Annotated in this window: 16 protein-coding genes; 11 read left to right on the top strand and 5 right to left on the bottom strand. The window is 58.5% G+C overall.

Annotated elements, in window-relative coordinates:
* The first annotated feature begins 198 nt into the window (after nucleotides 1-198).
* The 3 genes from AB4Y44_RS10140 to AB4Y44_RS10130 all read left to right on the top strand — a co-directional run bounded on the left by AB4Y44_RS10140 (nucleotide 199) and on the right by AB4Y44_RS10130 (nucleotide 3,767).
* A complete protein-coding gene (locus AB4Y44_RS10140) occupies nucleotides 199-1,269 on the top strand; it encodes a porin (RefSeq protein ID WP_368699403.1) in 1,071 nt (356 codons plus the stop codon).
* 57 nt (nucleotides 1,270-1,326) lie between these two features.
* Nucleotides 1,327-2,688, top strand: coding sequence for an MFS transporter (locus AB4Y44_RS10135; protein WP_368699402.1), 1,362 nt, complete (start codon nucleotides 1,327-1,329; stop codon nucleotides 2,686-2,688).
* A gap of 131 nt (nucleotides 2,689-2,819) precedes the next feature.
* Nucleotides 2,820-3,767, top strand: a complete 948-nt coding sequence (locus AB4Y44_RS10130; protein WP_368699401.1) for a LysR family transcriptional regulator — start codon at nucleotides 2,820-2,822, stop codon at nucleotides 3,765-3,767.
* Between the two features lie 21 nt (nucleotides 3,768-3,788).
* On the opposite strand, the gene AB4Y44_RS10125 is transcribed toward AB4Y44_RS10130, so the two are convergent.
* The 3 genes from AB4Y44_RS10125 to AB4Y44_RS10115 form a co-directional block, all read right to left on the bottom strand.
* Complete coding sequence (locus AB4Y44_RS10125; protein ID WP_368699400.1) at nucleotides 3,789-4,547, bottom strand: SDR family NAD(P)-dependent oxidoreductase; 759 nt, start codon at nucleotides 4,545-4,547, stop codon at nucleotides 3,789-3,791.
* 27 nt (nucleotides 4,548-4,574) lie between these two features.
* Nucleotides 4,575-5,369 (bottom strand): enoyl-CoA hydratase/isomerase family protein, encoded by a 795-nt coding sequence (locus AB4Y44_RS10120; protein WP_368699399.1) that lies wholly within the window; start codon nucleotides 5,367-5,369, stop codon nucleotides 4,575-4,577.
* Between the two features lie 140 nt (nucleotides 5,370-5,509).
* On the bottom strand, nucleotides 5,510-6,469 hold the full coding sequence (locus tag AB4Y44_RS10115; protein ID WP_368699398.1) for a LysR family transcriptional regulator: 960 nt from the start codon (nucleotides 6,467-6,469) through the stop codon (nucleotides 5,510-5,512).
* Between the two features lie 603 nt (nucleotides 6,470-7,072).
* Here AB4Y44_RS10115 and AB4Y44_RS10110 point away from each other — a divergent pair.
* From AB4Y44_RS10110 to AB4Y44_RS10080, 7 genes are all read left to right on the top strand, one after another.
* Entirely contained in the window at nucleotides 7,073-8,287 is a 1,215-nt protein-coding gene (locus AB4Y44_RS10110) for a CaiB/BaiF CoA transferase family protein (RefSeq protein ID WP_368699397.1), read from the top strand.
* A gap of 414 nt (nucleotides 8,288-8,701) precedes the next feature.
* The gene (locus AB4Y44_RS10105) at nucleotides 8,702-9,766 is read left to right on the top strand and encodes an LLM class flavin-dependent oxidoreductase (RefSeq protein ID WP_368699396.1); all 1,065 of its coding nucleotides are present in this window, start codon (nucleotides 8,702-8,704) and stop codon (nucleotides 9,764-9,766) included.
* Nucleotides 9,767-9,799: 33 nt separating this feature from the next.
* A complete protein-coding gene (locus AB4Y44_RS10100) occupies nucleotides 9,800-10,588 on the top strand; it encodes a flavin reductase family protein (RefSeq protein ID WP_368699395.1) in 789 nt (262 codons plus the stop codon).
* Between the two features lie 12 nt (nucleotides 10,589-10,600).
* Entirely contained in the window at nucleotides 10,601-10,783 is a 183-nt protein-coding gene (locus tag AB4Y44_RS10095; protein ID WP_368699394.1) for a hypothetical protein, read from the top strand.
* Nucleotides 10,784-10,997: 214 nt separating this feature from the next.
* On the top strand, nucleotides 10,998-11,801 hold the full coding sequence (locus tag AB4Y44_RS10090) for an alpha/beta fold hydrolase (RefSeq protein ID WP_368699452.1): 804 nt from the start codon (nucleotides 10,998-11,000) through the stop codon (nucleotides 11,799-11,801).
* 215 nt (nucleotides 11,802-12,016) lie between these two features.
* Complete coding sequence (locus AB4Y44_RS10085) at nucleotides 12,017-12,766, top strand: electron transfer flavoprotein subunit beta/FixA family protein (protein WP_368699393.1); 750 nt, start codon at nucleotides 12,017-12,019, stop codon at nucleotides 12,764-12,766.
* Nucleotides 12,767-12,791: 25 nt separating this feature from the next.
* On the top strand, nucleotides 12,792-13,736 hold the full coding sequence (locus AB4Y44_RS10080) for an electron transfer flavoprotein subunit alpha/FixB family protein (protein WP_368699451.1): 945 nt from the start codon (nucleotides 12,792-12,794) through the stop codon (nucleotides 13,734-13,736).
* On the opposite strand, the gene AB4Y44_RS10075 is transcribed toward AB4Y44_RS10080, so the two are convergent.
* Entirely contained in the window at nucleotides 13,707-14,168 is a 462-nt protein-coding gene (locus tag AB4Y44_RS10075) for an LLM class flavin-dependent oxidoreductase (RefSeq protein ID WP_368699392.1), read from the bottom strand. The two genes, AB4Y44_RS10080 and AB4Y44_RS10075, sit on opposite strands and share 30 nt — an antisense overlap.
* A 30-nt stretch (nucleotides 14,169-14,198) precedes the next feature.
* Nucleotides 14,199-14,603, bottom strand: a complete 405-nt coding sequence (locus AB4Y44_RS10070; protein ID WP_368699391.1) for a DoxX family protein — start codon at nucleotides 14,601-14,603, stop codon at nucleotides 14,199-14,201.
* A 413-nt stretch (nucleotides 14,604-15,016) separates the two neighbouring features.
* Between AB4Y44_RS10070 and AB4Y44_RS10065 the strand changes: the two genes are divergently transcribed.
* The gene (locus AB4Y44_RS10065; protein ID WP_368699390.1) at nucleotides 15,017-17,083 is read left to right on the top strand and encodes a DUF4158 domain-containing protein; all 2,067 of its coding nucleotides are present in this window, start codon (nucleotides 15,017-15,019) and stop codon (nucleotides 17,081-17,083) included.
* Nucleotides 17,084-17,142: the final 59 nt, after the last annotated feature.

The raw sequence follows: 17,142 nt of genomic DNA, 5'->3' as shown, positions 1-17,142 counted from the left end.
AGCCGCGGGTCATTGTTGTAGTGACGTTTGACGATTCGTTTCCAGCATCGCAGCAGTTGTGTTGTTTGTGGGGCGCACCGACTTGCCGTTTGAAGACGGCTGACTGGTCGGCGGGTGGGTGCAACTTTCACCAGGCAGGTAGGTATCAACATAAATAAATGAGCGCGCGAAAGCGCGGCTTCTGATATTGGAGACTAAATGAAGACGAAAATCCTTGCGGCGGCGGTTGCCGCGGCATCCTTGACATCTGTTGCACACGCGCAGTCCTCGGTCACGATGTATGGCTACCTCAGCAACGGCGTTCGTTACGTCAACAACACCGCAGGCGGCTCGACATTCCAGATGGCCAATACGATCGCACCGGAGCGTTGGGGCTTTTTCGGCACGGAAGATCTGGGTGGCGGCACCAAGGCAGTCTTCCAGCTGGAAAACTATTTCAACATCAACACCGGTGCCATGACTTCGCCGAACACGTTGTGGTACGGGAAGGCATACGTTGGCATCGACAGCCAGCAGTTCGGCCGTCTGACGCTAGGTCGCCAGTACGCAACGACCGCACTGCGCGCGATCATGATGGACCCGATTTTCATTGGTGGCGGTATCGCCGCAATCTGCCCGCTCGGTCAAATCCTGACCGACGTGTGGACCCGCGATTCGCGTACCAACAACAACATTGTCTACACGAAGCATCTTGGCGACTTCGCATTGAGCGCGAGCTACAACCCGTCGGGTGTGGCCGGCGAATCGCGTGCGGGCGTCAACTACTCGGGCGACGTGTACTACGCGTCGCACGGCCTGGAAGCCGCCGTTTCATATCAGCGTCAGTACAGCCCGGATGCAACGGGTACGCAGGACAACTGGTGGGTCGGCGGTACCTACACGTACGGCGGTCTGAAGGCATACCTGAACCTGGTGACGCTGCGCCTGACGACAATCGACGGCGCCGCGGGTCCGGCTCGCCGCGACTACGTGACGACGATCGGTGCGCGTTATCAAGTGACGCCGTTCTTCACCTTGATCGGTGCCTACTACCTCGACGTGGCCAAGAACCTCTCGAACGTTGACGGCGCAAACGGCAACAAAAACACGGCATACGTCGAAGCACTGTACTCGCTGTCGAAATCGACGTCGCTGTACGCAGAAGCCGATCGCAACTGGTTCACGGGTGCTTACAAATACGACAAATATAGTACCCAGACGCTGCTCAATATGGCGCCGGGCGCCTCGTCTCAGGTTGGGGTCTCCATCGGCCTGGTTCACAACTTCTAGTTGATGCTTTAAAAGATACCCAGTGTTGTAAAAACCTATAGGCTATCAAACCTGGAAATGAAAACCATTAACGTCCAGTCGTTCATCGACGAACGGCCACTTAAGCCATTCCACGCAATTCTATTCCTGCTCATGTTTCTGACCATTCTTCTGGATGGTCTCGATGCAAGTGCAATGGGTCTGATCGCCCCAGCGCTGCTCAAGCAAATGCAGGCAACCAAGGCTGACCTGGCACCGGTCCTTTCGGCATCGTTGATCGGCATCGGCATCGGTGCAGCACTGGGCGCTCCGTTCGCTGACCGCATCGGCCGCCGTTTGGTTCTGATCCTGAGCGTTGCGCTCTTCGGTGTCACCACCATCTGGTCGGCACAGTCCGCGACGCTGCACGAACTGATGTGGTCGCGCTTCTATACCGGTATCGGTCTTGGCGCTGCAATTCCGCTTTGCGCCACGATGATGAACGAGTTTCTCCCGTCGCGCATGCGCAGCCGTGCAGTGAATGGGATGCTGTTCGGCTACGCGGTGGGTGGCGGAATCTGCGGTCCGCTGGCCCGCTTCGTGATTCCACAACATGGCTGGCAAGGCTATCTCATGGTTTGTGGTGTCGCACCCTTGATCGTGGCCGCTTTACTCCTGTTCTTCCTGCCGGAATCAGTTCGATACCTCGCGAACGCCCAGAAAGACAGCGCCAAAATCGCCAAGGCTCTTTCGCGCATCGATTCGACAGTCGACTTTTCGGGTGCCAGGTTTATTGCTGACGCAACTGTCGCTACTGAAAAGCACAGGTTCTCGTTTGTTGAACTGTTCACGAAAGAGCTAGCGGTGCCGACGCTGCTCCTGTGGGTTGCGTATATCTGCTCGACGGTCGTGCTCTACGTGCTGCTGATGTGGACGCCGACGATCATGAGCGCGGAAGGTCGTTCCCTGGCCGAAACCGCCAACGTCATGATGGCGTTCAACTGGTTTTCGGGCATCGCCATTCTCCTGGGTGGTATCCTGATGGACAAGTTCGGCTCCTTACGAATCATCTCGAGCTACTTCGCGATCTCGGCAATTCTGGCTGTTGCCGTCGGTATCACGGGTGTTCACGGCAATGCACTGCTATGGATGCTGGTGTTGACGGCAATGGGCAACAACGGAGCCTGCTCCTCGATGTCCACGCTCGCAACCCAGATGTACCCAACCTCCTCGCGTGCTACGGGCGCTGCCTGGGTGCTGGCTGTTGGTCGCTTCGGAGGGGTGGCCGGGACGTTCCTGGGCGCTACGCTGATTGGGCTCGGCTGGCCCCTGACGACCATCGTGGCAGCGGTCGCACTCCCGACCGTGGTTGCCTCGATCGCAATCTTCTGTATCGGCTTCGGCATCCCGTCCCTGCGCCGTCGACACGATGATCTCCAGGCGGAGGCAGCCTTCCACTGATAGGTCAGCGAACCTGAATTGGATTTCACAAAGCTGCTGCCTCTGCGTAGCGGCTTTGTGCTATTTCTGATCAAGCTGCTCCGGAAAAGACAAATCGTTCCACATATCGAAAACAAGAGAAGGGAGGTTTCGTGGACAGACTTCGTGCGATGGGATTATTTCTTTCCATTTCCAGAAATAAAAGCTTTTCCGAAACTTCCCGCCAATTCGGTATCGCCGCTGCCTCCGTTTCGAGAATGGTTTTGGATCTCGAAAATGACCTGAAGGTTAAGCTACTCACCCGCACTACCCGCCATGTCGCCCTGACCGAAGCGGGGATCGAATATGCAAAGCATGTCGAGGACATCCTGCGGAGCATAGATGATGCGCAACGAAGCATCACTTCTATCACCTCTGCACCCTCGGGAACGCTACGAGTTCATTCTCGGGTTATGTTCGGCCTGGGTGTGTTGCCGACCCTGATTGCCGAATTTTCGAAACTGTACCCGGAAATTCAGATCGAACTGACGCTGAGCGAAGGCCAGGCTGATTTGAACAAGGATCAAATCGATATTGATTTTCGCATTGCGCCCCCCATTGAGTCGGGGATCAAACGCCGAATTCTCTTCAGAAGCGATCGCTACCTGGTCGTGTCTCCCGGTTACCTCGTTGGTCGAAGCCCAGTCGCGTCGCCGGAACAACTAAAAGTCCATCAGTGTGTTGCTTATTTCCTGCCGGGAACGAGCTATTCATGGCGATTCCGAAAAGACGGGGCTGAAACTGAAGTCCAGTTTCAGCCCCGTCACGTAAGCAATAATGGTATCGCTCTACTCGAATTCGCGCGCATGGGTGAAGGTATCGCTCTTCTCGACGACTACACCGTTCATAAGGATCTTATGGGCGGGCGATTGGTGCGCCTGCTTCCCGAGTATCAAGTGACCAATTCCAGTTTCGAAGATGGTATGTACGCGACAATCGTTGATTCGCCAGCCATTCCTGCCAAGATTCGCCTGTTCATGGACTTCGTCGCGTCTCGCGTCTCTGGATCGGAACTTAGATTTTCTGCTTATGAGTCTCGCGATGTGAAGATGTCTCGCTAGTAAACAGCATGTTTCTATGGCTTAAATGTTCGTGAAGGTGATCCCGCCATCGACAGCCATCCACTGTGCAGTCACGAACCCAGCATCATCGGAGGCCAAATACGCGATTGCCTTGGCGATGTCATCGACGTTGCCCAAGCGGCCTAGGGGAGTCGTGGCCACGCGCCGGGCATCACGTTCTTCATTACGATTTCGAACCGTGCCTTCGGTCGGAACCGCGGAAGGGCAAACGGCATTGACGCGGATATTTCGGGCACCCAATTCTGCCGCCGCCGCGCGCGTGATCCCCAGGATGCCGGACTTGATGCCCGAGTAGACAATGGAGTTCGCGGCTGAGCGCAGCGCTGCCGTCGAGGCCACGTTGACGATGGAGCCGCCGCGCTTAGGATCCATGACTGCAGTCGCGGCTTGAATCCCCCAGATTACGGCTTTGAAACCGACATCGAGCATACGATCGACAGTCTCTGGTGCGATTTCCAGCACCGACTGATAGCGAACCCACGCTGCGTTACTGATCAGGATATCGAAACGACCGCCTTTTTCGTAAACGATGTTAACGGCCTCGGTGATGCCTTCGCGCGTCGAGACGTTCTTCACGACCGGAAATGCGTGGCCGCCGGAGGCGATCACGGCTTCGACGGTATCGTTGACTAGTTCTTCCTTCAGGTCGTTGACGCCAACGATAGCGCCACGTGCGGCCAGCCTGAGAGCGGTCGCTTTACCAATTCCAGCACCGGCTCCGGTCACGAGGGCATAACGCCCAGCCAGATCTTGTTGCATGGTAGCTTTCTATTCTCGGTTAATAGATTACCGACCTTTAAAGACCGGTGCGCGCTTTTCCAGAAATGCCGTGCGGGCTTCCTTGGCATCCTCGGTCCTCGCCAACATCATCGTGATGTCCTGCTCGTGACGGTAGGCCTCACGCTGGGGCATCTGGTCCGTGAAGTTGGCCGCTTTCTTTGCCTGGACGAGCGCGATTGGGGACTTGCTGGCAATGCGGCGAGCCAGCTCCATGACGTGGGGCAGCAGCTGGTCAGCGGGGAGCACGTCCTCCAGCACATTGCGACGCAGCAGGTCTTGAGCGGTCAACTTGTCGCCGGTAAAGAACATGCGGCGGACGGTCGAGCGACCGAACAACGTACGCAGCATAGACGCACCGCCTGCCAGGCCGACGTTGATCTCCGGCATTGCAAATACGGCGTTTTCTGACGCGTACATGATGTCACATGCGGCCATCAAGCCCAGGCCGGCACCCAGGGCAGGCCCATTGACGGCGGCGATCACGGGCTTTGCGCACTCTTTGATCGAATTGCCGGTTTCGCGAGTCCAACGGTTGTGATCGAGGAAGTCGCCCGGGATGTCGGGGTCCGGGCGGTCGCGCAGATCCGCTCCAGCACAAAAGGCGGTACCGGCGCCGGTCAGGACAGCGCAGCGAATATCGTCGCGAAGGCTGATCTCGTCAAATACGGCAATGAGACGACGACGCATGGCCCGCGACAGCGCGTTCTTGATTTCGGGGCGATTGAGCGTGACCAGGGCCACGCCATCTTGGACTTCCAGGGTCACCGTAGTTTCGGCGGTCTCTTGCACGTCTGCGCTCATGCGTCTACTCCGGTAGTTATCTCTTGATTGGTGGTAACAAGGTTGCAAGAGAGTGTACCGTGGCCAGACTGGATGATTTTCAAGCAAAAACCAAGGCTGATTCACCAAATTCGCGGGTAGTCCAGGGTGGCTGGCAAGCCTTATGCTGGTAACGTTGCTGGATTTCTCGCTTCGTGAGACGCGTAAGCGGAGAATCTGAGTTCTGAGCCGGAGACGCGGGAAGCGACGAAGTCCAAAAACAGGCGGATTTTGGTCGGGATGGACGGAGAGTCGATAATCGTCGCGTACATACCGTCTTCGAATGAGGAATTGGTGACCTGATACTCGGGCAGCAGGCGCACCAATCGTCCACTCATGAGATCTTTATGCACGGTGTAGTCATCCAGCAGAACGATCCCTTCACCCATACGCGCAAATTCGAGTAGGGCCATACCGTTATTGCTCACATGACAGGGCTGAAACGGGACTTCGGTTTCGACGTCGTCTTTTCGGAATCGCCATGAGTAGCCATTTCCCGGTTTGGAATAGGCGAGGCATCGATGAAGTTTCAGTTCTTCCGGCGACGTGGGTTTGCTCCGGCCAATGAAGTAACCAGGAGACACGACCAGATAACGGTCACTCCTGAAAAGAATTCGGCGCTTGATCCCGGATTCGACTGGAGGCGCAATGCGAAAATCAATATCGATCTGATCCTTGCTCAGGTCGGCCGCGCTTTCGCTCAGCACCAATTCGACTTGAATGTCCGGGTACAGTTTGGAGAATTCGCTGATCAGAGCCGGCAACACGCCCAGGCCGAACATAACGCGCGAATGAACTCGCAGCGTTCCGGTGGGAGCGGTGGTAATGGAAGTGATGCTCCGATGGGCATCTTCAATGCGCCGCAGAATGCCTTCAACATGCTTTGCATACTCAAGCCCCGCTTCGGTCAAGGCGACATTGCGGGTAGTGCGGGTGAACAGCTTAACCTTCAGGTCATGCTCGAGATCCAACACCATTCTCGAAACAGAGGCGGGGGCGATGCCGAATTGACGAGCAGTTTCTGAAAAACTTTTATTTCTGGAGATGGAAAGGAAGAATTCCATCGCACGAAGTCGGTCCACGACGACTCACCTTTTCACTTGCACTAAAGATTGATTATTGCACATTCCTGAATGACGTATCCAGAAAAAACACAAATCCGCAGTCGAGGAACACAGGGTTTATAGGGAGTGAGAAACAGATTTTTTATTGATCAGTGGATGACTATTGCTCTGGATGCCCTGCACACGAGCGCTGGGCATGATCGCGCCGGCTCTGAATAGACAAGGGGCAGATCAGAACTTATTTGGCCCCGCTATTCTCGGCTGCACTGATCGGCCGCAACATGCCATAGTCATGAAACGCACTGCTGCACCATTGGGGTTAATGCTGAATCTGGATCGGAAAATTCCCTCCATTTACAATGGTTACTTTACTACACAGAAGTGCGGCAATCGGGTGAGTATTGATGTCAAATCTGCAATACAGAACGAGAAATCTTCCGGTTGTGTGTTGGTTGCCAAGGTGCCTAGAATCGGCTCCAGATTGAGATCCAGCCGGTAATTCACTGACCACGGTGCGATGACTCCTTTTGCGCCGTCCCACTTCAAGCAATTCGAGATCCTGGACGAACGGTCACTTGGCGCGCCCGTTTCGTCGCGCGCAATGCAATGAGGAACGATTCAATGGCTCCAGAAAACAGGGCGTTGCCGCTTGCCGGTGTGCGCGTGCTTGATCTTTCACGTGTGCTGGCCGGCCCGTGGTGCGCCATGGTGCTTGGCGACCTGGGCGCGGAGGTCATCAAGGTCGAGCATCCTGGGCGCGGCGACGACACGCGCGACTGGGGCTTACGCATTGGCCGCACGGAAACAGCCTATTTCAATAGCGTGAACCGCAACAAGCGTTCGCTCACGCTCGACTTGCAAACGCCGGAAGGGCAGCAGATCGCGCGCGATATTGCCAGGACTTCCGATGTCGTCATTGAGAACTTCAAATTCGGGGGCGCGGAAAAACTCGGCCTCGGTTACGAGCAACTAAAGCGCGAAAACAGCAAGCTCGTTTATTGCTCGATTTCCGGCTACGATCGCGCCGGCCCGGAAGCGGAGCGCCCTGGCTACGATTTGCTCGTGCAGGGCGAAGCCGGATTGATGGCGTTGAATGGCGAAGCCGACCGGCCGCCGCTCAAATTCGGCGTTGCGGCCGTCGATCTGTTCACTGGCATGTACTCGGCGCAGGCGGTTCTCGCCGCGCTTTACGAACGCGAGCGCACCGAGCTCGGGCGTCACATCGAAATGGCGTTGTTCGACTGCGGGCTCATGATAACGGCCTATTACGGACTCGAAGCGCTCGTGGCCGGAGAGGATCCGCCGCGTTTTGGCAACGAGCATCCGTCGATCGTTCCGTATGGCGTATTCGAAGCCTCCGATGGCCCGCTCGTGGTCGCGGTGGGCAATAACGGCCAGTACGACCGCTTTTGCCGAGAAGTGCTGCTGCGCCCGGATCTCGCCGAGGACGCTCGCTTCGAGACCAATATCCTGCGCTCGCAGAATCGCGCCGCACTGCTGCCCGAAGTCCGCCAGGCCATTGCGGCCGAAACGCGCGCCGCGCTGCTCGGCAAGCTCGCGGGTGCGGGCATTCCTTGCGGCGAGGTGGCGGGGCTGCGCGAAGCGCTGCTTTCGCCGCGCGCAGCGCAAGCGGGGCTCCTGACCACGCAGCCTCACCCGCATACGGAATCGGGCAGGACGCCCGTGCTCGCGCCGCCCTGGCGCTTCGACGGCGAACGCATGCCGGTGCGGCGTGCTCCGCCGCAACTGGGCGAGGGCACACGCGACGTACTGGAAGACGTGCTGGGCTACAGCGCCGATCGCATCGACGATCTGGCGAACCGGGGCGTGGTGTGACCTGATCTGACGCGGCGCGCACCCCAAGGGGCGACGCGTCGTCAATTCCGCTTCCTCGAAGTCCGAACGCCGCGCAGCAAGTTGCCCGACGGCCGTATGGCGCTTGTCGCGCCCGATTGGCCGGCAAACGTAAGCATGAGTCGCGACTTCGAGATAGCCCCGCCCCCATCGTCAATATTCTGACTCGGATGGTACGTTCATAGAACGATCCGAATTTATACAATTTCATTCCGGCGAAAGCGTCCTTTACTACGAACTACTAGCGAAGTTTGAAGTGCATTGATGTCAAATCCCTAATACAGAAGCAGAGGTTTTTGGATTGTGCTGAATTCGTCGAACTGCTTAGAATCAGTTCCAGTGGAGATCCAGCCAGTAATCGACCATCCAATTAACCATTACAACGGAGACGACATCATGGAATTCGGTGTATTTATCCTGGGCCAACAACGCTCGTACTCGCAGACGTCGCAGAGCGTTATTCACAATACGATCGAGCAGACGGTTGTCGCCGAACAGGCTGGCTTCGACGCCGCGTGGTACGCAGAGCACCACTTCAACAACTACTCGCTCTCGCCATCGCCCCTGATGACGATCGCCCACGCTGCAGCCAAGACGACGAAGATTCGTCTGGGTTCGGCGGTTTGTATCCTGCCCTTGTATCATCCGGCACGTCTGCTCGCTGAAATCGGTCTTGCAGACACGCTATCGGGCGGCCGTCTCGAACTGGGCATCGGCTCTGGCTACCAGCAATTCGAATTTGAGCGCTTCGGCTGCAACCTGGCAAATAGCGGCGAGATCTTCCACGAAATGTGGGACATGATTAACCACGGGCTGGGCCAGAAAGTCTTTAAGCACAAGAGCAAGCACTTCGAAATGCCGCCGACGTCGATTGCGATCCGCACGGTGCAGGAAAAGGTGCCTCTGTGGATCACGTCGATGAACCCGGGAACACTGGGTCGCGCGTTCAAGGAAAATGTGAACCTGTTCACCACGGTTCTGCACGGCGGCACCGACGCACTGCGCGGTTTGCGGGCTCGCCTCGAGGGGCTGGCCACGGAACTTGGCAAGGATCTCTCGACGACCAGGATCGGTTTCCTGCGTTGTGGATTTGCTTCGGATAACGAATCGGAAATCAGGTCGTACCTCGATTCGGCGCGCTGGGCGCGTCGTATCTCGGAGTCGCTGAAGGATCGTCGCATGGACATGGACGACGGCTACCTCGTGAAGGAAACGCCGTGCGCCGCCGACATGACCCTCGACCAACTGCGCGCCAACCTGCCGGTCGGCTCGATCAACGAGGTCGTCGACAAGCTGCTTCAGGAAATCGAGATCTTGAAGCCGAACCATATCGCACTCCAAACGCAGCTTGGTGACTGCGACCAGAAGATGATGCTCAAGCAGATCGAGCTCTGGGGTGACAAGATCATCCCGACAGTGCGCAAGGAACTGGCGCGGAATGAAACAGCAGTGTTCGCTTGATCAATTAGTAAGCAAGAAATACGGAGACCTGTCATGCGTCTACATTTGACGAATAGCGGTGCGATTACTCTTATTGCGCCGTCGCACTTCAAACAATTCGATATCTTGGTAGACGAGCAACGTGGCTCCTTGCTGGATGCGGCGATTGCGCGAGTCGGCGAGCGTTCGGATGAAGAGCACGTCTGGGTCAATCCCCAGATCATTCGATTCCTGTCCGGAAAGGCCGGGGACGCTGAATGGGAGACCGGCTTCGAAGCCATGGTGGGTTTCGCCAGGAAATTCAACTGGGTCAACGAAGAAGGCCTGATTCGTGCTCACATTGTGCGTAACGAAGACGCGGCCGGTAGTTCTGTCGACGATTTCAAGGCGGCAATGCGCATGCTTGCGGCTGGCGTGTCCGCGATCACCACGGGAGATATCGAAAATCCGAGCGGTATGGTGGTGTCCAGCTTGACGGCGATTTCGGCAGAGCCTCCGCTAGTCGGCTTCTTCGTGCACCGCGATTCATCCATGCTTGAACCGCTGAAGACCCATGGCAAGTTCGTGGCCAACATCCTGGGCCACGCACACCATGACGTGGTAACGAAGTTCCTGAAGGAGCCGCAAGGGTGCCCGCGTTTTGCGAACGGGCAGTGGGGTTCGGGGCTGGACGGCTTGCCGATCCTGGTCGACGCGTTGGCCAATGTTGAATGCGACATCATCCACACGACGGCCTTGGGCACCCACGAGATGTTCGTCGGCAAGATCCGCAAGACGACCACCGACGAGGCAGGATCGCCGATGGTGAACTTCAACGCTGGGATTCGCGGTTTGACGCAGTAAACGGAGATCGAGATGGTGACCCAGGACAGAAACATCATTGCTGCCCAGCAAGGGACAAACGCGATCTCCGAAGGTCTCCGGACTGCGGCCGTCTCTGTATTCGTGAGTTCCAGAGACTACGGGCTCGATCTGTCCGTCTATTTCAGTGACGGGGCTGTGGATCTGGTGAATTTTCGGGTGCAAGGAAAGAACTGATTTCCAAACCACAATTCATTCTAAAGCCCTCCTGGACGCCTATCCGGGAGGGCTTTTTCGTCACGGCAGTAACGATAAGAGGGGCAGCCTGATGATGGCTTGTGCGAGTTCGAGGGACGAAATCCGTTGCCTCGCGAGCAGCGGCGCAGAATATACGGTCTTCTGGGGAACCATACCGGTCGTCTGGCGAAAATTCGGTTCGGGCTCACCCTTGGTGCTCATTCATGGCGGATATGGCAACTGGTTGCACTGGGTCCGAAATATCGAGCCGCTCTCGTGGAAGCACACGGTCTGGGTGCCGGATCTTCCTTCGATGGGCGATTCCGGAACCATGATCGAGAATGAAGATCCGATGGTTTCGCTGAAAGACATGGCAGCAGCGCTAGTTGCCACGCTTTCCCAATTAGTTGGTCCAGAAACGGAGATTGATATCGTGGGATTCTCTTTGGGAGGCGTTATCACTGCCCTGTTTGCACAGCAGTGGACCACGATTCGACGCATGGCGCTGCTAGGCCCCAGCGGACACGGTCAGGGGCGCCGGCAAACGAAAGACATGATTTCGTGGCGCAAGCTCGAAGCTCGAGAACAAAAAAGCGCGTTCCGTCATAACCTCATGTCGCTGATGCTTCAACGCTCTGCATGCGCAGATGACGTGGCGCTCAAAGTCTATGAATCGACCTGCCGCCAGTGCCGCTACCGCGGAGGGAAGTTTACGCGACAAAGTATGATACGGGACATGCTGGAGACGTTCCGGAATCCTATTCTGTTCATCTGGGGTGACGGCGACGTAACGGCGAATTACCCGGCTAAGGTCGCAGACTGGCTCTCAAGAGGTCGTCGCGGCCGCAAGTGGGCGGTTCTTCCAGGCGGTCACTGGATCCAATATGAGAACGCTGATACGGTGAACCAAATGCTTCTCTGCTGGTTCAGTGCGTTTGCCAGCCCTTGTGCCTCAGTCAATTCCGAAGGTGCCGAAGAAAGCGGTAGGTTGCCAGCGCGATTGTCAAATTGCGTTTGACGGTGTGTCAGCTTATTTGGGAATTGTCCATCATCTTTCGCGGGGTCAAAATGCCTCGTGCGTTCTTTGCTCGTAGGCCGGGATATTAAGCCGGCAGCCGCCGTTTCCACGCCAGACATAGATGGGGTTCCAGAGGGTGTGCCCCGCCCAGAACTGCCTTCGAGGCTCCTATTGCCGCTTTAGCCTCCGCGATGAGTTACCAGGAAGATATCGAAATGAAAATATTGGTTGCAGTGAAGAGAGTCGTTGACTTCAACGTGAAGGTTCGTGTGAAGTCGGATGGCACGGGCGTCGACATCGCCAACGTGAAGATGTCGATGAACCCGTTCGACGAAATCGCCGTGGAAGAAGCGGTGCGTCTGAAGGAAGCGGGCGTGGCGACGGAAGTCATCGCCGTTTCGGCGGGGGTGACGCAGGCGCAGGAAACGCTGCGCACGGCGCTGGCGATCGGTGCGGATCGCGCGATCCTCATCGAGTCGAACGAAGACCTCCAGCCGCTGGCTGTCGCCAAGCTCCTGAAGGCGCTGGTCGACAAGGAACAGCCGCAGCTGGTCATTCTCGGCAAGCAGGCCATTGACGACGATTCGAACCAGACCGGCCAGATGCTCGCCGCGCTGGCGAACCTGCCGCAGGCTACGTTTGCCTCGAAGGTGGTCGTGGCCGACGGCAAGGCGACCGTGTCGCGCGAAGTGGACGGTGGTGCGGAAACGCTGTCGCTCAAGCTGCCCGCAGTCGTTACGACGGATCTGCGCCTGAACGAGCCGCGCTACGTCACGCTGCCGAACATCATGAAGGCGAAGAAGAAGCCGCTGGAGACCGTGAAGCCCGAAGACCTCGGCGTTGATGTCACGCCGCGTCTGAAGACGCTGAAGGTTGCCGAGCCGCCCAAGCGTAGCGCAGGCGTGAAGGTGCCGGACGTGAAGACGCTGGTCGAGAAGCTGAAGACGGAAGGCAAGGTGCTGTAAGGGGAGCGAGACGAAAATGACGAATCTGGTAAATCTGGTAATCGCTGAACACGACAATCACTCGATCAAGGCCGCGACGCTGAACACGGTCGCAGCAGCACAGAAGATTGGCGGCGACGTGCACGTGCTGGTCGCGGGCCACAATGCGCAGGCCGCAGCGGATGCCGCCGCGAAGATCGCAGGCGTTGCGAAGGTGCTGCTCGCCGACGCGCCGCAACTCGAACAGGGTCTCGCGGAAAACGTCGAAGCGACGGTCCTCGCGCTTGTGCAAAATGCGGCGAAGAACTACACGCACATCCTGGCGCCGGCAACGGCTGCGGGCAAGAACGTCACGCCGCGTATCGCCGCGAAGCTCGACGTCGCGCAGATCAGCGACATCACCGCCGTGGATGCGCCGGACACGTTCGAGCGCCCGATCTACGCGGGCAATGCCATCGCGACGGTGCAATCGGTCGACCCGATCAAGGTCGTCACCGTTCGCACGACCGCCTTTGACGCCGTTGCGGCCGTTGGTGGCAGCGCTGTCATCGAGAAGCTCGAAGCGGCGGCGGAAAGTGGTGTCACGCAGTTCGTCGGCCGTGAAGTCACGAAGCTCGACCGTCCGGAACTCACGAGCGCGAAGATCATCGTCTCGGGTGGCCGGGGTCTGGGTAGCGGCGAGAACTACACGAAGGTGCTGGAGCCGCTCGCCGACAAGCTCAACGCCGCACTCGGCGCCTCGCGTGCAGCAGTCGACGCAGGCTACGTGCCGAACGACTACCAGGTCGGACAGACCGGCAAGATCGTCGCGCCGCAACTGTACGTGGCAGTCGGCATCTCGGGTGCGATCCAGCACCTGGCCGGCATGAAGGACTCGAAGGTCATCGTCGCGATCAACAAGGACGAAGAAGCACCAATCTTCAGCGTGGCCGATTATGGCCTCGTGGGCGATCTTTTCGATTTAACGCCACAGTTCATCGAATCGCTCTGAGGTGTCGGGTCCACACGTGAGCAACGCAAGCTTCTCCTCGAAGAGCGATTCGTAGTCCGCGAGTGCGTAGCCGAAAAGCGGACACGATTCGACGTATGCGCCTCGTCCGACGAGCAGCTCCGCGTGTCCGCCCGAGATCAGATCGAGCGTCGAGAACTGCTGATAGAGGCGCACGGGATCCTCGGAGCTCAGGATGCTGACCGCGCTCGTCAACCGCATGCGACGGGTCACGGCGGCAATCGCGCCCAATACGACAGGCGGCGATGAAACTGCGAAGTCCGCGCGGTGGTGCTCGCCGACGCCGAACACGTCAATGCCGGCCTCATCGGCGACTCTCGCGGCCGCGACGATGGCTTCGATGCGTCGTTGCGCTCCGATGGCGCCCGATGCCCCGGTCGAGAGATCGCCGAACGTGTAAATGCCGAATTCCATGGCATCAGTCCCGGGCAAGGCGCGCGCGCGTCAGGCGTTGCGCAGCGTCGGCCTGAGCGCGAACGCGCCGTCACCGAGCAGCGCGAGGACAGCTGCAGCGACCGCGAGGAAAACCGGGTACTCCCAGCCGCCGTTCGCGCTGGTGAACATCCTCCCGTTGCCGAAGTGGACCGTCGAGGCCATGAACAACTCGATCGCGGCAACCGCGGCAATGGCACGCGCGTACACGCCCGTCAGCAACAGCACTCCGCCAACAATCTCGAAGGCGATGATGGGCCAGGCGAACCAGCCGGCAAAGCCAACGGACTCGAAGAATTTCGCGGTGCCGGCCGGCGTGAAGACGAGCAGCTTGGTCAGGCCGTGCGCGACGAACATGAGGCCGAGCGCGAGGCGCAGGAGGAGAGCGGAATACGTGGCGGTGCGGGTATCGGTCATGATGGGCTCCGGTTGGGTCGTTCGAGATTGATCTGCTGGTGAATCCAGCGCGAGAAGTCACTCGCGATGTCGGCACTGAGCGTATGGCCTACCGGGTACAGGCGCGTGTCGTGCACGACGCCGAGGCGGGTGAGCCAGTTATCGGCATGTCCGGCGAAGCTGACGGGCAGTTTGTCGTCGTGCTGACGCGGGCAGCTTCATTGGCGCCACCGATACGTTGCGGATGTCGAAGGCGGCCGTGTGGCGCTATGTGGGGTAATCGTCCTTTTCGTGCAAAATCTGGCGCTTCCTCCTAGACGCCTTTAGCGGCAAGACTCAGCGGGCGATCCAGACGACTATCGGCAGGCTTGGCGGCGACCTGCGGTAACCTAGCCGCCGGCGATTTCGAATCGCCCTCCGAAGGGAGGCAAGCCATGCCGGGACTGGCGTTTCGCTATGTGGGGCAGCATCGTCTGCCCTCGAGGTTGTCGGAATTCGATGTCGAACGCTACTTCGCGCTGACTGATAGCGACATCGCCGCGCTTAACGAGCGTTTCCGGAGCGATCGGCGCGCTGGCGCTGCCATTCAGTTGGTGTTTCTGCGCGCAAGCGGACGCACGCTCGATCATGTCGGCACCCTCCCACGTCAGTTGCTGCGCTACATCGGCGAACGGCTCAGCTTGCCCATTCCGACGATCGCCTCGTTGCGCACGCTGTACCAGCGCTACAAGACGCAATACGATCATCAGGTTTGGGCCTGCGAATACCTCGGGCTGACGTCGCATGGCCAGGGCCAGCTGGTCGACGTTGCTGCATGGATGGAGCAGGATGCCGCCGAGACTCTCTCAATGGATGATCTGATCCAGCATGCCCACCACTGGCTCTACGAACGTCGCATCCTGATTCCGGCGGAACGGAAGTTGCGTGATCTTGCGCGATCGATCTGGGCAGAGGTCGAGCGCGACCTGCTCGCACTGATCGAGGCGGTCGTGCCGAAAGCGCAGCGCGTGCGCGCCGATGCGCTTCTTTCCGCACGGCATGGCAGTTCGCGCATGACGATACTGGAATGGCTCAAGACTGCGCCCGCTCGGCACAGTCCGTCCACCATCACCGAAACACTTGCGAAAATCCGCCTCCTGAAGGACCTCGGCGTGCACGAATGGCAGCTGGACGTCGTACCGATCGAAAAGCAGCGAGCGTACGCGCAGCGCGTTCAGGCTCGCCGTCCTGCGAAAGTACGCGAACTTAAGGAGTCGACCCGCACGATCGAGTTGATCTTTTTCCTGCATGTCACTCTGCTCGAGCTGACGGACGCGCTACTTTACCAAACGGGGCGCCGGGTTTCCGACCTCGTGCGGCAGGCTTACGACCGCACGACCGTTCGGCAGGCACACTCCGCTGTTGAATACCGGCAGCAACTGGTCGCGATCAAGGCGCCGGTTCGGGATAGCAGGCGTACGGCGCAAGAACGGCTCGACGATATAGACAAGCTGCTTGCGAATCTCGCAGACAAGCCGCCTGCAAGTCACGCAGCGAGCGTTCGCGAAGCGCTGACCGACGATCACCACCGCATCCGAAATCTGATGGGGTCGTTACGTGAGCTAGGCTTCGTGGGCCGCGAAGCGGAGCCGAGTCTCCGACAGCTCAAGCTTGTCGGCACACTGCGTGACAGCGGCGTAACCGAATTGCCGCTCGACTGCGATGTGCCGGTCAGCGCGGCCTGGCGCGATCTAGTCAAGGGCGACGATCGGACGCGAGCGTTGCGGGCGCTGGAGGCATCCGCAATCACGGGTCTGCGCAAGGGGCTTCGCCGCGGCTCGGTCTGGGTCAACCACAGCCTGTCGTTCCGTGAGCGCGATCAGTTGCTGATCCCGCACGCGCAGTGGGAACGCGATCACAACCGCTATCTTTCCTCGCTCGGGTTGCCGGGAACCGCGGATCCGTTCCTCGAACGGCTGACGGAACACCTGAAGGCCGCGCTGGCGGCCCTGGAGGAAGCACGAGAAGCAGGCCGCGTCACGATCGGCCCCGACCGCGCGCTGCATCTCTCAGCACTCGAAGCGTTGCCAATGGATGGGATACCTAAACGTACACGGGATCTGATATTCAGCGAGATTGGTACCGCGCAGTTCGCCGACATGATCATGGAGATGGATGCCCACACCGGCTTCAGCGAAGTGCTCCTGGCACGCAAGGCGCGAGATGCGAACGAACTCGTCTCGCTGTACGCTGCGTTGATCGCGCACGGCACGGACCTGGACGCCACGAACGTCGCGGCCATGATCCCGAAACTGGACCCGGCGCATATTTCGACGGCAATGCGTCTCCTTGAGATGCCCGGGCGGCTGTCGCGTGCGAATGACCGCGTGGTGGAATTCCAGCGCACGCATCCGATTACGGAACTCTGGGGCTCTGGACGGCAGGCATCAAGCGACTCGATGAGCCTCGATACGTCACCGCACCTCTTTGGGCGGCGACAATTATCTTGGCCGGCGCATTGACTCAGGATATTTGTTACCCAACCGTGGTCGTTGCCTCATGTATTTTGCTACCTGCCGGA

Origin of the sequence: Paraburkholderia sp. BR10937, assembly GCF_040965695.1 — a bacterium.
Classification (GTDB): Bacteria; Pseudomonadota; Gammaproteobacteria; order Burkholderiales; family Burkholderiaceae; genus Paraburkholderia.
This window is presented reverse-complemented; position numbering and strand designations above follow the sequence as displayed.

Excerpts from the sequence above, each read along its gene's own strand:
- AB4Y44_RS10140 (WP_368699403.1), top strand. The coding sequence starts at position 199 with ATGAAGACGAAAATCCTTGCGGCGGCGGTTGCCGCGGCATCCTTGACA.
- AB4Y44_RS10085 (WP_368699393.1), top strand. The coding sequence starts at position 12,017 with ATGAAAATATTGGTTGCAGTGAAGAGAGTCGTTGACTTCAACGTGAAG.
- AB4Y44_RS10095 (WP_368699394.1), top strand. The coding sequence starts at position 10,601 with ATGGTGACCCAGGACAGAAACATCATTGCTGCCCAGCAAGGGACAAAC.
- AB4Y44_RS10075 (WP_368699392.1), bottom strand. The coding sequence starts at position 14,168 with ATGGAATTCGGCATTTACACGTTCGGCGATCTCTCGACCGGGGCATCG.
- AB4Y44_RS10105 (WP_368699396.1), top strand. The coding sequence starts at position 8,702 with ATGGAATTCGGTGTATTTATCCTGGGCCAACAACGCTCGTACTCGCAG.
- AB4Y44_RS10065 (WP_368699390.1), top strand. The coding sequence starts at position 15,017 with ATGCCGGGACTGGCGTTTCGCTATGTGGGGCAGCATCGTCTGCCCTCG.
- AB4Y44_RS10100 (WP_368699395.1), top strand. The coding sequence starts at position 9,800 with ATGCGTCTACATTTGACGAATAGCGGTGCGATTACTCTTATTGCGCCG.
- AB4Y44_RS10110 (WP_368699397.1), top strand. The coding sequence starts at position 7,073 with ATGGCTCCAGAAAACAGGGCGTTGCCGCTTGCCGGTGTGCGCGTGCTT.
- AB4Y44_RS10125 (WP_368699400.1), bottom strand. The coding sequence starts at position 4,547 with ATGCAACAAGATCTGGCTGGGCGTTATGCCCTCGTGACCGGAGCCGGT.
- AB4Y44_RS10070 (WP_368699391.1), bottom strand. The coding sequence starts at position 14,603 with ATGACCGATACCCGCACCGCCACGTATTCCGCTCTCCTCCTGCGCCTC.
- AB4Y44_RS10135 (WP_368699402.1), top strand. The coding sequence starts at position 1,327 with ATGAAAACCATTAACGTCCAGTCGTTCATCGACGAACGGCCACTTAAG.
- AB4Y44_RS10120 (WP_368699399.1), bottom strand. The coding sequence starts at position 5,369 with ATGAGCGCAGACGTGCAAGAGACCGCCGAAACTACGGTGACCCTGGAA.